The sequence below is a fragment of the Kribbella pittospori genome (genome assembly GCF_004331465.1).
Lineage (GTDB): Bacteria > Actinomycetota > Actinomycetes > Propionibacteriales > Kribbellaceae > Kribbella > Kribbella pittospori.
Map to the genome: position 1 here is coordinate 185079 of NZ_SJKB01000012.1, position 14120 is coordinate 199198.

Below are 14120 nucleotides of genomic sequence, written 5' to 3' on the forward strand. Positions count from 1 at the left end.
GTAGACCGCGTGACTTCCCATCGTCCCGCGGCGGTCGTCATCATGGCCGCCGGTCTGGGAACCAGGATGAAATCGGCGATCCCGAAGGTGTTGCACGAGATCGGCGGGCGCAGTCTCGTCGGGCACGCGGTGGTCACCGCCCGTGCACTCGACCCCGAACACCTGGTGGTCGTGGTCGGCAGCGGCCGGGAGTTGGTCGAGGCTCATCTGCAGGAGATCGACCCCGGAGCCAGGACCGCCGTCCAGGAGCAGCAACTCGGCACCGGTGACGCCGTACGCGCCGGCCTGACCGCCGTACCGGCCGACTTCGACGGCTCGGTCGTCGTCACGTCAGGCGACGTACCGCTGCTGGAGGCGGAGACGCTCCAGGAGCTGATCGCCGAGCACGACAAGCAGGGGAACGCGATCACCGTGCTGACCGCGCGGGTGCCCGACCCGACCGGGTACGGACGGATCATCCCGGGGGACGACGGCACCGTCGCCGGGATCGTCGAGCACAAGGACGCGACGCCCCAGCAGCGGCAGATCGACGAGATCAACGCCGGCATCTACGCCTTCGACGCGGCCACGCTGCGTGACGGACTGAGCCGGCTGACCACCGACAACGCGCAGGGCGAGCTGTACCTGACCGACGTCCTGGCCATCGCGAAGAGCGACGGCAAGCGGGTCGGCGCGTACGCGACCGAGGATGCGATGCAGACCGAGGGCGTGAACGACCGCGTCCAGCTGGCCACGCTGCGGGCCGAGCTGAACCGCCGGTACCTCGACAAGCTGATGCGTGCCGGCGTCACGATCGTCGACCCGAACACCACCTGGGTCGACCAGACGGTCCGGATCGAGCGCGACGCCACCCTCTTGCCGAACACCCAGTTGCACGGCGCGACCACGGTCGGGTCCGGTACGACGATCGGCCCGGACACGACGCTGAGCGACGTACAGATCGGTTCCGGCGCCACGATCATCCGCGCGCACGGGTCGAGCTCGGAGATCGGCGACGGCGCGAACGTCGGACCGTTCGCCTACCTCCGCCCCGGGACCAAGCTGGGCGTGAAGGCCAAGATCGGGACGTTCGTCGAGACCAAGAACAGCACCATCGGGGACGGCGCCAAGGTGCCGCACCTGTCGTACGCCGGTGACGCGACGATCGGCGAGGGCGCGAACATCGGCGCCGGCACGATCTTCGCCAACTACGACGGCGTCGCGAAGCACCCGACGCAGGTCGGCAAGCACTCGTTCATCGGCAGCAACTCGGTGCTGGTCGCGCCTCGGACCATCGCCGACGGCGCGTACCTGGCCGCCGGCACGGCGCTGACCGAGGACGTCGGCCCGGGCGAGATCGCGGTCGCTCGCGGGCGGCAGCGCAACATCAAGGGCTGGGTCGCGCGCAAGCGCGCCGGCACCAAGACAGCGAAGGCGGCGGAAGAGGCGCTGTCGGCCGATGCCGGACAGGCACCGGCGGATCACGCGGCGTTGAGCGACACTGGCGAGAAGAAGTAACGGGAGGCCGGGCCATGAGCGGGATGAAGCGAACCACCGAGAAGAACCTGATGGTGTTCTCCGGCCGGGCCCATCCCGGTCTGGCCGAGGAGGTCGTCGAGCAGCTCGGCACCGGCCTGGTCCCGACCGCGGCGTACGACTTCGCCAACGGCGAGATCTACGTCCGGTTCGAGGAGTCGGTCCGGGGCAGCGACGCGTTCGTGATCCAGAGCCACACCTCGCCGATCAACGAGTGGATCATGGAGCAGCTGATCATGGTCGACGCGCTGAAGCGGGCGTCGGCCAAGCGGATCACTGTGGTGCTGCCGTTCTACGGCTACGCCCGGCAGGACAAGAAGCACCGTGGCCGGGAACCGATCTCGGCCCGGCTGATGGCCGACCTGTTCAAGACCGCCGGCGCGGACCGGCTGATCTGCGTCGACCTGCACACCTCGCAGATCCAGGGCTTCTTCGACGGCCCGGTGGACCACCTGATGGCGCTGCCGATCCTGAGCGAGTACGTCCGGACCAAGTACGGCGACCAGAAGCTGGCCGTGGTGTCGCCGGACGCGGGCCGGATCAAGGTGGCCGAGCAGTGGTCGGCCCGGCTGAACAACGCGCCGCTGGCCTTCATCCACAAGACCCGCGACATCGAGCGGCCGAACGAGACGGTCGCGAACCGGGTCGTCGGTGAGGTCAAGAACCGGGTCTGCATCCTGGTCGACGACATGATCGACACCGCCGGCACCATCACCAAGGCCGCCGACGCGCTGTACGCCGAGGGCGCCGCGGGCGTGGTGATCGCCGCGACGCACGCGATCTTGTCCGGCCCGGCGGTGGACCGGTTGAAGAACTGCCAGGCCAGCGAGGTGATCGTCACCAACACGCTGCCGATCGCCGAGGACCGCCGGTTCGACAAGCTCACCGAACTGTCGATCGCACCCCTGATCAGCCGAGCCATCCGCGAAGTCTTCGAGGACGGCTCGGTGACCAGCCTGTTCGACGGCCGCGCCTGACGGTCAGGCGTTGATCCGCCGGCCGGACAGCTTCCCGCTGCCCGACTCCACCACCTGGGTGTCGCTGCCGGGAGCGAACACGGTGAACCGGTAGGTGGCGGTGAGCGTGCCACCGGACACCTTGCCCTTCAGCCGCACCCGGGCTGTCGGCCCGACGGAGTCCGGCCCCTGCTCGCCCGGGAACCCGGTCCAGAACGTTGCCTGGAACCACTTGCCGTGCCGCGACCAGGTCCCGGTGAACGGCGGTCCGGCCGGGCTGATGTCGTGGGTCACGATCACGCCGCCGTCGGCGAAACTCACCACCACCCGGATCTTGTCGGGCGTGCCGTCGTCCTGCCGCACGCACATCCAACTGCCGAGCAACCCGTTGTCGGCCATGGCCGGCGTTGCCGTCGCCAGTCCGGCGATCGCCACACCACCCGCCGCGATACCCGCACCCCTCAGCGCCTGGCGGCGCCCCATTGCGTTCTCACCCATTGGAGTCCCCTCCCCAGAGATCCGCTGTTCCTTCCACGCTGCACCCGGCACCGGTCTATGACAACGGTTCGGCAGGCCTGACGACGAGGGGTAGCGCGCCGCCTCCTCGCTGTACTAAACGGCAGCGGCACGACGCCACGCGTAGTAGGCGATCGCAATCGCACCGGCAGCCATCGGGATCTGCACGGTCAGCCCGATCCATCCGTTGCCTGGGACGACGAAGCTGATCACGACGAACAGCACCAGCACCGGGACCCAGCGGGGTACGGCGTGCGACCGCCACAGCCCGACGACCTGGACGACGGTGCCGAGGGCAGCCAGCAGTGCGCCGCCGAGCATCGGCCCGAACAGGTGCAGCAGGTCGTCGTTGGCGGCGACCATGACCGGCGTACCGGCTGTGGCGTCCACTCCGGTGGCGACGTAGTACGCCGCGGCGAGCCCGCCGACACCGACTGCTTGGAACGCGATGCCGATCCACATCATCAGTCCGCCCGCGGTGGCCCAAGCGGCCCCTCGGGCGCGGACGAGGTAGGCGGTGAGGAACGCCTGGGCCGGCACACCCAGCAGCGCGCCCACCGCGAGGAGCACCAGCAGTCCCCACCAGCGGTCCCGTAGCGGCTGGATGTCGGTATAGGCGTAGGTCTCGCCGCCGGCGGCCGGGTCGGGCCACAGCACACCGCCAGGCATCGCGATGAGGTTGCTGATGGTGAGCACCAGGCCGACGAGGCCGATACGGCGGCGGAGTACTGGTGAGGCTGCCGGAGCGATATCCGGGCGGACTGTTTCGGTGGACATGCGGACCCCCTGCGAGAGAAATCGGACAGTTCCAGCGAACGTCCGGGGCCTGGGGTGACACATCGGAGCGGGTACGGACCCTGGCCTCCGTGCTGGCTCGGAGCCGTCCGGCGGTCCGCAGCCTTACTCTGACGACATGCGGTGGCCGCGGTGGGTCGCGCTCGGTACCTTCCTGCTCGTCCTGACGATGGTGGCGGGGAGCTCCTGGCTGCTGATCGTGTACCGCACCGGTCCGCACACGGTCCGGAACTTCGTCGGCCTGGCCGCGATCGGGACCGCGATCGCCGTTCTCGGACTCGCGGTCAGCCGGCGTGAACCGATCAACCCGGTCGGGGCGATCCTCGGCTGGATGGGCGCGATCGCGGTCTTCCTGACCGGACGCGATGTCTACTACAACGCCGTGGTCCACGATCCCGGCCGGCTGCCGTTGGACACTCAGGTCGTCGCCTGGCTCGAGGAGAGCGGCTGGTGGCTGCTGGTCGCGGTCGCGTTCCTGCTGCTCTACTTCCCGACCGGGCACCTGGTGAGCCGTAGATGGAGGCCGGTCCCGCCGGCCTTGCTGCTGCTCGGTGTGGGACAACAAGTCTTCGGTGTCTTCGCTGCAGAGCCCTTCCTGCCACCTCTGCAGGACCTGCCCCGACCGTACGAACCGCTGTCCGGAGTACTGCGGATCGTCAGCGACGTGGTGTTCTTCGGCTTCCTGGCCGTGTGCCTGGCCACCGCGGTCGCCGTGCTGATCCGGGCCCGCCGGCCGACCGGCAAGGAGCGTGCGCAGCTCAAGTGGCTGTCACTGGCCGGACTGGCCGCTGTGCTCTACCCGGTGGTCTGCGGAGCCGAGATCGTCGTCACCGGACACACCGGCATCGTCGCGACGGTCTTCGGCATCGTCGCGCTGGTCAGCCTCCCGGCGTCTGTCGCGGTCGCGATGCTCCGGCACGACCTGTACGACGTCGACCGGGTGCTGGCCGACACCGTCACCTACGGCATCGCCACGGTCGTCCTTCTCGGCATGTACGCCGTGGCCGCGGGCGCACTGGGCCTCGTACTCGGCCGCGACTCTGCGGTGGTTGCGGCGGCCGCGACCGCGGTCTGCGCGCTGGCGTTGTCTCCACTGCGCTCTCGCTTGCAGCGCTCGGTGGACCGGCGGCTCTACCCGCCGCGTCGTGCTGCTCTGCTGGCGATCGAGGACCTGCAGCGGCGGATCCACACCGAGCAGGCGCAGCCGGAGGAGCTGGAGTCCGCACTGCGCACCGCACTGCGCGATCCGGCGCTGCGGGTGGGTCTGCTCGTCCCCGGAGCATCCGGCTTCGTCGATGCGGCGGGTACGCCGGTCAGCGGACCACAGCTGGTTCCGGTGACGCTGGGTGGTGCGCAGATCGGCGTACTGGCGTCTGAGGCGACCAGTCCCGCCGTACTGAAGGCTGTGGCGGCTGGGGCAGCCAGTCTGGTCGAGGTGACGCGGTTGCGGGCCGAGTTGGCTGGTGCGTTGCGTGAGGTCGCGGCGAGCCGGGCGCGGCTGGTGCAGGCGGGCGATGCTGAGCGGCGGCGGCTTGAGCGGGATCTGCACGACGGGGCGCAACAACGGCTGGTGTCGCTGGGCATGGCACTGCGGTTGGCGCAGCGGCATCTGGACGACGGATCGGTCGATGTCGACGGGCTGCTCGATCAGGGAGTCGCGGAGCTGACCACAGCGGTCGCCGAGTTGCGGCAGATCGCGCACGGGCTGCGTCCGGGGAGCCTCGACGACGGGTTGCACGCGGCCTTGAGCGCGATCACGCAATCGCTGCCGATCCCGGTCCGGCTGCAGATCCCGTCCGACCTGCCCGAGGAGTTGGCCACCACGGCGTACTTCGTGGCAGCGGAGGCCGTGACGAACGCCGCGAAGTACGCGAACGCGACGTCGATCGCGGTTCGGGTGGCGCGGTCGACCGGCGAGGTGCGGGTGCGGATCGAGGACAACGGGTGTGGGGGAGCGGCACCTCGGCCGGGTTCGGGACTGAGTGGACTGCTCGATCGGGTCGCGGCGGTCGGCGGGTCGCTGGAGCTGCGGAGTCCTGTTGGCAGCGGTACGACGGTTGAGGCGGTGCTGCCATGCGGATCGTGATCGGAGAGGACTCGGCGTTGTTCCGGGAGGGGCTGGCGCGGTTGCTGGCCGACGCCGGGCACGAGATCGCCGGCCTGGCCGTGGACGCACCCAGTCTGCTGACCACAGTCGCCGAGACGACGCCGGACCTCGCGGTCATCGACATCCGGATGCCGCCGGACCACACCGACGACGGTGCACGCGCCGCCCGCCGGCTCCGGATGCAGAACCCCGAGCTGGGCATCGTGCTGCTGTCTCAGCACGTCGAGACCCGGCACTCCGTCGAGCTCGTCGCGACGGGCCGCTTCGGTTATCTGCTGAAGGACCGCGTGCTCGCGGTGGATCAGTTCCTCGACGCGTTGGACCGGGTCGCGTCCGGCGGATCGGCGCTCGACCCCGAGGTGGTCGCCCGGTTGATCGGACGCCAGCGCGCCGACGACCGGCTCGCGCCGCTGACCCCGCGTGAGCGCGAGGTGCTCGCGTTGATGGCCGAGGGATGCACCAACGTCGGCATCGGTCGCCGCCTGTTCCTGACCGAGCGAACCGTGGAGACGCACATCGGCAGCATCATGGCGAAGCTCGGGCTGATCACCAACGACGAACAGCACCGCCGGGTGCTCGCCGTACTGGCCTATCTTGGTGGGCACTGACCGCTCTCCCAGAGGACTGGCCCATGCGAATCGCTGTCTTCCATCCCGGTGCGATGGGCTCGAAACTCGCGGCCCAGTTGGTCGCTGCCGGGCACGAGGTGCACTGGGTGCCGGAGGGACGGAGCGAGGCTTCCGCTGCGCGCGCCGCAGAAGCCGGCCTGATCGGTACGCCGTTCGCCGATGCAGTGGGTGAGGCCGAAGTGGTGCTCTGCTCGAGCGCTCCCCAAGGCGCGGTGGACATCGCCAAGCAGGTCGGCAGTGCGGGCTTCGGCGGTCTCTACATCGAGGCGAACCCGCTGTCGCCGATGTCATTGCGCGAGGCGCAGTCCGCCGTGCCGGAGGCGACGTTCGTGGACGCCGGTGTGGTTGGCCCACCGCCGACCGGTGGACCGAGTCCGACACATCTGATGCTGTCCGGTGCTGCTGCTGATCAAGCGGCCACGCTGTGGGCCGGTACTGCGGTCACCGCAATGGTGGTCGGCGCGGAGCCAGGTGCAGCCAGCGCAGCCAAGTCGTCGTACGCCCTCTACAACAAAGGCAAGGCAGCGCTCGCGGTGCTGGCCTTCCAGTTGGCCGAGAAGCACGGTGTCACGGAGGCACTGACGGCGCAGCAGGTCCGCGCGGACGCGGGCTCGCTCAAGGACCCCGGGCTACCGGAGCAGTTGCGGAGCGTCGCCTGGCGCTGGGGACCCGAGTTCGACGAACTCGCTGCGACGCTGGACGCCGCCGGTCTCGAAGGCGATGCGGCCCGAGCACTCCGTCAGGTCTGGACCAACCTCACTTAAGCCTTCGGAAAAGGGTCACCGGGAGTGGTGGCGGAGTCGGAGCAAAGTGCCTGGGGGAACGGATTTCCCGTCTGGGCGCAGTGGTGGGTAGACTGTTTTGGTTGCCTCGGCGAGGGACGCCCCCCGAGAACTGTTGGGCGCGGCTCCGTGATCGACGCGGTGGTTCGTTGCCTGACGCCTTCTCCGGGGTCACAAAGCGCCCGCTGAGGCCGCAGCCGAGTTCCACCTAGTCAACTGATCACCGCAACGCATTTGAGGAGTTCATCTCGTGGCCGAGGTCAAGATCCAAGCCGAAGCGCGCACGGAGTTCGGCAAGGGTGCTGCCCGCCGAATCCGCCGGGACAACAAGGTTCCCGCCGTCCTGTACGGCCACGGCAGTGACCCGGTGCACATCACGCTGCCCGGTCACGACACCATGCTGGCCCTGAAGACGGCCAACGCCCTGCTGCTGATCGAGGTCGCCGGTGGCGAGAGCCACCTGGCGCTGCCGAAGCAGGTTCAGCGCGACCCGATCAAGGGCTTCATCGAGCACGTCGACCTGGTCATGGTCCGGCGCGGTGAGAAGGTCCAGGTCGACATCGCCGTGCACCTCGAGGGCGAGGCCGTCAGCGACACGCTGGTCGTGCTGGAGCAGCCGAGCGTGCTGGTCGAGGCCGAGGCGACCCACATCCCCGACGGGGTCACCGTCTCCATCGAGGGCCTCGATGTCGGCGCCCAGATCCACGCCTCCGACCTGCCGCTGCCGGCCGGTACGACGCTGGCGATCGAGCCCGACACCCTGATCGTGAACATCACCCAGGCGCAGACCGCCGAGCAGCTCGACGCCGAGCTGGCCGACGCCGAGGCCGAGGCCGGTATCGAGCGCGACGAGCCGGAGGCCCCGGCCGAGACCGAGGAGCCCGTCTCCGCTGCCGCGGAGTAAGGTCCTCACTGCACACAGCAAGATTTCTGGAGGGCCGGGATCCGTGGCGGACGACGTGTGGTTGGTCGTCGGACTGGGGAATCCCGGCCCTTCGTATGCGCGCACCCGGCACAACATCGGTCACCTGGTGGCCGACGAGCTGGCCGCCCGGACCGGCGGCAAGTGGAAGCAGCACAAGCAGGTCAAGTCCGAGGTGATCGAGACCCGGATCAGCGGGATCCGGACCGTGCTGGCCAGACCCCGGTCGTACACGAACGAGTCCGGTGGGCCGGTGTCCGGGCTGCTGAAGTTCTTCAAGGTCGAGCCGGCCAACCTGGTCGTGGTCCACGACGAGCTGGACATCGACTTCGGCGTACTGCGGTGCAAGTTCGGCGGTGGGGACAACGGGCACAACGGACTGAAGTCGATCCGGAAATCGCTTGGCACCGGTGAGTACTATCGAGTCCGGTTCGGTGTGGGTCGTCCGCCGGGCCGGCAGAACCCCGCCGACTTCGTCCTGAACGAGTTCTCCTCGACCGAACGCAAGGACCTCCCCTTCGCGGTCGACCGGACCGCGGACGCGGTCGAGTCGCTGCTCACCGACGGCCTCGATGTAACCCAAGGGCGGTATAACTCGTGAAGCTGAGCGGTCTGGTCGACACCCTGATCACCGATCCGGTGGTGGCCCAGGCCGTTCGTGATGCCCGGAGTTCCACCCAGCCCGACGGCGTCACGACGCTGGACCTGAGCGCACCGGGCCCGATCCGGCCGGTTCTGCTGGCTGCGATCGCGTCCGAGCAGAAGGGCGCCGACCGTCCGGTGCTCGCTGTCACTGCGACGTTCCGGGAGGCCGAGGAGCTCACCGAGGCGCTGCAGTGCCTCGTCGAGCCCGGCACGGTCGCCTACTACCCGGCCTGGGAGACCCTCCCGCACGAGCGGCTCTCGCCCAGGTCGGACACGGTCGGCCGTCGGCTCGCCGTACTGCGTCGGCTGGTGCACCCGGATCCGTCGGACGAGACCACCGGGCCGATCAAGATCCTGGTCGCGCCGGTTCGATCGGTGCTGCAGCCGCAGGTCGCCGGACTGGCCGACCTGAAGCCAGTGCAGTTGCATGTCGGCGACTCGGTCGAGCTCGAGGACGTCGTCGAGCAGCTGGCCGGGGCGGCGTACCACCGGGTGGACCTGGTCGAGCGGCGCGGCGAGTTCGCGGTCCGCGGCGGCATCATCGACGTCTTCCCACCGACCGAGGAGCACCCGCTGCGGGTCGACTTCTTCGGCGACGACATCGAGGAGATCCGGTACTTCGCGGTCGCCGACCAGCGGTCCCTGGAGATCGCCGAGCACGGACTGTGGGCTCCTCCGTGCCGTGAGTTGCTGCTGACCGACGAGGTTCGCGCCCGGGCCGCCGTACTGGCGAAGGAGCACCCGGAGCTGGCCGAGCTATTCGAGAAGCTGGCCGAAGGACATGCCGTCGAGGGCATGGAGTCGCTGGCTCCGGTGCTGGTCGACGAGATGGAGCTCTTGGTCGACTTGATGCCGGCCGGTACGCACGTCGTGGTCAGCGACCCGGAGCGCGTGCGGGCTCGGGCGCACGACCTGGTCGCGACCAGCCAGGAGTTCCTGGAGGCGTCGTGGGCGGCCGCTGCCGGTGGTGGCGAGGCCCCGATCGACCTGGGCGCGGCGGCGTACATGGCGCTCGGCGACGTCCGGGAGCATGCGCTGGCCAAGGGCCTGGCCTGGTGGAGCCTGTCGCCGTTCGCGGCCGCTCCGACCGACGCGCCGGAGCTGCGGGACTCGATGGGCGAGCGGATCTCGTTCGACATCGACCTGGACGCCGGTGCGGTCCGGAGCCGGGTGATCGCGGCGCACGAGGTCGACCCGTACCGCGGTGAGACTGCGGCCGCGGTCGAGGACGTCCGCGCCTGGCTGCGCGACGGCTGGCGGGTCGTCTGCGTCACCGAGGGCCATGGTCCCGCGCAGCGCCTGGCCGAGGTCTTCTCCGAGGCTGAGCTGCCGGCCCGCGCGGTCGACGGGATCGAGGAGATCCCGGCGCCAGGCGTCGTACTGATCTCGCAGGGTCAGCTGGACCACGGATTCATTGCCGAGGGCATCAAGTTCGCCGTACTCACCGAGAACGACCTGGCCGGTCAGCGCTCGGCGGCCGAACGGCGTTCGCAGCAGCGGATGCCTTCGCGCCGGAAGAAGACGATCGACCCGCTGGAGCTGCAGCCCGGCGACTACGTCGTGCACGAGCAGCACGGCGTCGGCCGGTACGTCGAGATGATGCAGCGGACCGTCGGCACCGGTGCCCAGCGCGCCACCCGCGAGTACGTCGTGATCGAGTTCGCGCCGAGCAAGCGCGGCCAACCCGGCGACCGGCTGTACGTGCCGACCGACCAGCTCGACCAGGTCACCCGGTACGTCGGTGGCGAGCAGCCGTCCCTCGACAAGATGGGTGGCGGCGACTGGGCCAAGCGCAAGGGCCGTGCGCGCAAGGCGGTCCGGCAGATCGCCGGCGAGCTGATCAAGCTGTACGCCGCCCGCCAGGCGACCAAGGGCCATGCGTTCGCCAAGGACACCCCGTGGCAGCGCGAGCTCGAGGACGCGTTCCCGTTCGTCGAGACACCGGATCAGCTGGCCACCATCGACGACGTCAAGCACGACATGGAACGCATCACGCCGATGGACCGGATCGTGTGTGGCGACGTCGGCTACGGCAAGACCGAGATCGCCGTACGTGCTGCCTTCAAGGCGGTGCAGGACGGCAAGCAGGTCGCCGTACTGGTGCCGACAACGCTGCTGGTGCAGCAGCACTACGCGACCTTCGCCGAGCGGTACGCCGCCTTCCCGGTCAACGTGGCTCCGCTGTCGCGGTTCCAGACCGACAAGGAGGCCAAGGCCACGCTGGACGGGCTGGCCGACGGGTCGATCGACGTCGTGATCGGCACGCACCGGTTGCTGTCGGGTGAGGTGAACTTCAAGGACCTCGGGCTGGTCGTCGTCGACGAGGAGCAGCGGTTCGGCGTCGAGGCCAAGGAGCAGCTGAAGCGGCTGCGGACGGCGGTCGACGTACTGACGATGTCGGCGACGCCGATCCCGCGGACCCTGGAGATGTCGATCACCGGGATCCGGGAGATGTCCACGATCGCGACGCCGCCGGAGGAGCGGCACCCGGTGCTGACGTTCGTCGGCGCGTACGAGGAGGGCCAGGTCACCGCCGCGATCCGGCGCGAGCTGCTCCGCGAGGGCCAGGTCTTCGTCGTCCACAACCGGGTCAACACGATCGAGAAGGCAGCCGCCCGGATCCGCCAGCTGGTCCCCGAGGCCCGCGTTTCGGTGGCCCACGGCCAGATGAACGAGCACACGCTCGAGAACGTGATCCAGGGCTTCTGGGAGAAGCAGTCCGACGTGATCGTCTGTACGACGATCGTCGAGTCCGGCATCGACATCTCGAACGCCAACACGATGATCGTGGAGCGGTCCGACCTGCTCGGCCTGTCCCAGCTGCACCAGCTCCGCGGCCGGGTCGGCCGTGGCCGCGAACGCGCGTACGCGTACTTCTTCTTCCCGCCGGAGAAGCCGCTCACCGAGACCGCGCACGACCGGCTGGCCACGATCGCGCAGCACGCCGATCTGGGCGGTGGGATGGCGGTCGCGATGAAGGACCTGGAGATCCGCGGCGCCGGGAACCTGCTCGGCGGCGAACAGTCCGGGCACATCGCCGACGTCGGCTTCGACCTGTACGTCCGGCTGGTCGGCGAAGCGGTCGCGGAGTACCGCGGTGACACCCAGGTCGAGGAGCCCGAGGTCAAGATCGAGCTGCCGATCGATGCGCACCTGCCGCACGACTACATCCCGTCGCAGCGGCTGCGGCTGGAGATGTACCAGCGGCTCGCGGCGGTCCGAGACGACGAGGGCATCGCCGAGCTGGTCGAGGAACTGCATGACCGGTACGGCGACATCCCGCAGCCGGTGCTGAACCTGATCGAGGTGGCGAAGTTCCGCAACCACGCCCGCCGGGCAGGGCTGCACGACGTCACCCTGCAGGGGAATCTGATCCGGTTCGGACCGGTCGAGCTGCCCGATTCGAAGGTGCTGCGGCTGAACAGGCTGTACCCGAAGAGTCTGGTGAAGCCGCAACTGCGTACGATCCTGGTGCCGAGACCTGCCACCCGGCCGGTCGCCGGTCAGCCGCTCCGTGACCAGGAGTTGCTGCAATGGTGCACCCGGTTGATCGATGACGTGATCGCCGAGCCGATCGGGGTGCCGGCGTGAACCTGGACGGAAGACACGAGGAGATTCGGTGAGTACATCGCGACGGCTTCGGGCGATCGGTGTGGCAGCGGCCATGGTGCTGCTGGCCGGCGGCTGCGCGGCGGGAACGCACCCGGGTGCGGCGGCTGTGGTCGGCGGGACCGAGATCAGCGTCGGCGACGTCGACGAGACCTCGCGCGCGGTCACCAATGCTCTCGGCCAGGACTTCACCGCCGGCGTCACGCTGAGCGAGATGGTCAACTCGGTGCTGGTGTCCAAGGTCAGCGAAGAGAAGTCGATCTCGGTCAGCGACGCCGAGACCGCCCAGGCCGCGAAGCTCGTTGTCGGCGACGAGACGGCGTTCCAGAAGTTCCAGGCGAATCCGGTGTCGCGCGACTTCCTGAATGATGTCGCCAAGGCGGCGGTCGCCACCATCAAGCTCGGCGGCGGCTCCGGCGTGAACGACCCGCAGGCGCAGCAGAAGCAGCAGGACGGCATGGCGGTCGTCAAGGACGCGTCGAAGAACATCGACGTCAGCATCGCGCCGCGGTTCGGCCAGTGGACCGACGGCGCCATCGACGGCAAGGTCTCCGGCTCGCTGTCCGAGGAGTCCGACCAGGCCAAGGCGAAGCGCCAGGCCCAGGAACAGCAGCAGCAACAGCAGCAGGGCCAGGGCTGAGGCTCCCGTATGACCACTGGTGGGATCAAGGTGGTCCTCACCAGCCCTCGGGTGGCGCCGGGCCTGCTGACTCGCGCCGCCTGGCAGGTGCTGGGCGACGCCGACGAGATCGGCGCCTCGGGCGGTCCGTCACGCCCTGACGTCCAGGCCGTGGTCGGCTCCGGGCTGGTCGTGACCCAGGTCGAAGGCGGCGTCGGCGAGGCGTGGACCTGGCTGTCAGCCGCGGCCTCCTCAGGCCGTCAGGTCGCCTGGCTCGTCGGTGAGGACGGCGAGCCAGGTCTACTGCGAGTCGTCGCCGACCAGGTCAGCCGTGAGCCGCGGCCGTCGTACGACGTGGAGATCCTGCACGGCTCGTACGACGTACCCGGCGCTCGACTCATCGACCTCGTCCGCGTGATGGACCGCCTCCGCCGCAACTGCCCCTGGGACCAGGAACAGACCCACGAGACGCTGGCGAAGTACCTCCTCGAGGAAACCTACGAAACCCTCGAAGCCATCGACACCGGCAACCGCCCCCACCTCCGCGAAGAACTGGGCGACCTGCTCCTCCAAGTAGCCTTCCACTCCCGCATCGCCGAGGAAGGTCTTCCCGACGATCCCGATGACGCCTGGACCGTCGACGACGTGGCCGGCGACATCGTCGAGAAGCTGATCCGGCGCCACCCGCACGTCTTCGGCGACGAGAAGAACAAGGACCTAGTCGCGGTCGAAGCCAACTGGGAGACCATCAAAGCCGCCGAGAAGCAGCGCACGTCCGTCCTGGAGGGTATCCCGTTGGCCCTCCCGGCCCTGGCCCTGGCCGACAAGATCCTCGGCCGAGCCGCCAAGCTCATCGCAGAAGACGCCTCCACCCCGCCCCCAACCACCGACGCCGATCGAATCGGCCAGCAGCTCCTCGCCCTGGTCCGCGAATCCCGCGCCCTGGGCGTAGACCCCGAACAAGCACTCCGCGGCGCGGTCCGGTCGCTGGCAGACCAAATCCGCACCGCGGAGCAAAGCTGACT

General features: G+C 69.2%; 12 protein-coding genes. 10 read left to right on the plus strand and 2 right to left on the minus strand.

Annotated features, from left to right (window positions below):
- Nucleotides 1–9: 9 nt before the first annotated feature.
- Both glmU and E0H73_RS33060 read left to right on the plus strand, forming a co-directional pair.
- The gene (gene glmU / locus E0H73_RS33055) at nt 10–1497 is read left to right on the plus strand and encodes a bifunctional UDP-N-acetylglucosamine diphosphorylase/glucosamine-1-phosphate N-acetyltransferase GlmU (protein ID WP_131363002.1); all 1488 of its coding nucleotides are present in this window, start codon (nt 10–12) and stop codon (nt 1495–1497) included.
- Between the two features lie 14 nt (nt 1498–1511).
- Nucleotides 1512–2492, plus strand: a complete 981-nt coding sequence (locus tag E0H73_RS33060; protein ID WP_131363004.1) for a ribose-phosphate diphosphokinase — start codon at nt 1512–1514, stop codon at nt 2490–2492.
- A 3-nt stretch (nt 2493–2495) separates the two neighbouring features.
- On the opposite strand, the gene E0H73_RS33065 is transcribed toward E0H73_RS33060, so the two are convergent.
- Entirely contained in the window at nt 2496–2969 is a 474-nt protein-coding gene (locus tag E0H73_RS33065) for a hypothetical protein (RefSeq protein ID WP_131363006.1), read from the minus strand.
- Between the two features lie 114 nt (nt 2970–3083).
- Nucleotides 3084–3764, minus strand: a complete 681-nt coding sequence (locus E0H73_RS33070) for a hypothetical protein (RefSeq protein WP_131363008.1) — start codon at nt 3762–3764, stop codon at nt 3084–3086.
- Between the two features lie 136 nt (nt 3765–3900).
- On the opposite strand from E0H73_RS33070, the gene E0H73_RS33075 reads away from it, so the two are divergent.
- From E0H73_RS33075 to E0H73_RS33110, 8 genes are all read left to right on the plus strand, one after another.
- Nucleotides 3901–5868: a sensor histidine kinase gene (locus E0H73_RS33075; RefSeq protein WP_131363010.1), complete on the plus strand. Its 1968-nt coding sequence runs from the start codon at nt 3901–3903 to the stop codon at nt 5866–5868.
- Nucleotides 5856–6497 carry a response regulator transcription factor gene (locus E0H73_RS33080; RefSeq protein ID WP_131363012.1) on the plus strand — a complete coding sequence of 214 codons (642 nt, stop codon included), beginning with the start codon at nt 5856–5858 and terminating at the stop codon, nt 6495–6497. The genes E0H73_RS33075 and E0H73_RS33080 overlap by 13 nt, the downstream gene beginning before the upstream one ends.
- A gap of 23 nt (nt 6498–6520) precedes the next feature.
- Nucleotides 6521–7282, plus strand: coding sequence for a DUF1932 domain-containing protein (locus tag E0H73_RS33085; RefSeq protein WP_131363013.1), 762 nt, complete (start codon nt 6521–6523; stop codon nt 7280–7282).
- A 268-nt stretch (nt 7283–7550) separates the two neighbouring features.
- On the plus strand, nt 7551–8204 hold the full coding sequence (locus tag E0H73_RS33090) for a 50S ribosomal protein L25/general stress protein Ctc (RefSeq protein ID WP_131363015.1): 654 nt from the start codon (nt 7551–7553) through the stop codon (nt 8202–8204).
- Between the two features lie 43 nt (nt 8205–8247).
- Nucleotides 8248–8823 carry an aminoacyl-tRNA hydrolase gene (gene pth, locus E0H73_RS33095; RefSeq protein WP_131363017.1) on the plus strand — a complete coding sequence of 192 codons (576 nt, stop codon included), beginning with the start codon at nt 8248–8250 and terminating at the stop codon, nt 8821–8823.
- A complete protein-coding gene (mfd, locus tag E0H73_RS33100) occupies nt 8820–12458 on the plus strand; it encodes a transcription-repair coupling factor (protein ID WP_131363018.1) in 3639 nt (1212 codons plus the stop codon). Before pth ends, mfd begins: the two co-directional genes overlap by 4 nt.
- Nucleotides 12459–12486: 28 nt before the next feature.
- Entirely contained in the window at nt 12487–13116 is a 630-nt protein-coding gene (locus E0H73_RS33105) for a SurA N-terminal domain-containing protein (protein WP_238164424.1), read from the plus strand.
- Nucleotides 13117–13125: 9 nt separating this feature from the next.
- Entirely contained in the window at nt 13126–14118 is a 993-nt protein-coding gene (locus E0H73_RS33110; RefSeq protein WP_131363020.1) for a MazG family protein, read from the plus strand.
- Nucleotides 14119–14120: the final 2 nt, after the last annotated feature.

Bases quoted from the DNA above. Each gene is read 5' to 3' on its own strand.
- E0H73_RS33060 (WP_131363004.1), top strand. From the start codon at position 1,512: ATGAGCGGGATGAAGCGAACCACCGAGAAGAACCTGATGGTGTTCTCC.
- E0H73_RS33065 (WP_131363006.1), bottom strand. From the start codon at position 2,969: ATGGGTGAGAACGCAATGGGGCGCCGCCAGGCGCTGAGGGGTGCGGGT.
- E0H73_RS33070 (WP_131363008.1), bottom strand. From the start codon at position 3,764: ATGTCCACCGAAACAGTCCGCCCGGATATCGCTCCGGCAGCCTCACCA.
- E0H73_RS33075 (WP_131363010.1), top strand. From the start codon at position 3,901: ATGCGGTGGCCGCGGTGGGTCGCGCTCGGTACCTTCCTGCTCGTCCTG.
- E0H73_RS33080 (WP_131363012.1), top strand. From the start codon at position 5,856: ATGCGGATCGTGATCGGAGAGGACTCGGCGTTGTTCCGGGAGGGGCTG.
- E0H73_RS33085 (WP_131363013.1), top strand. From the start codon at position 6,521: ATGCGAATCGCTGTCTTCCATCCCGGTGCGATGGGCTCGAAACTCGCG.
- E0H73_RS33110 (WP_131363020.1), top strand. From the start codon at position 13,126: ATGACCACTGGTGGGATCAAGGTGGTCCTCACCAGCCCTCGGGTGGCG.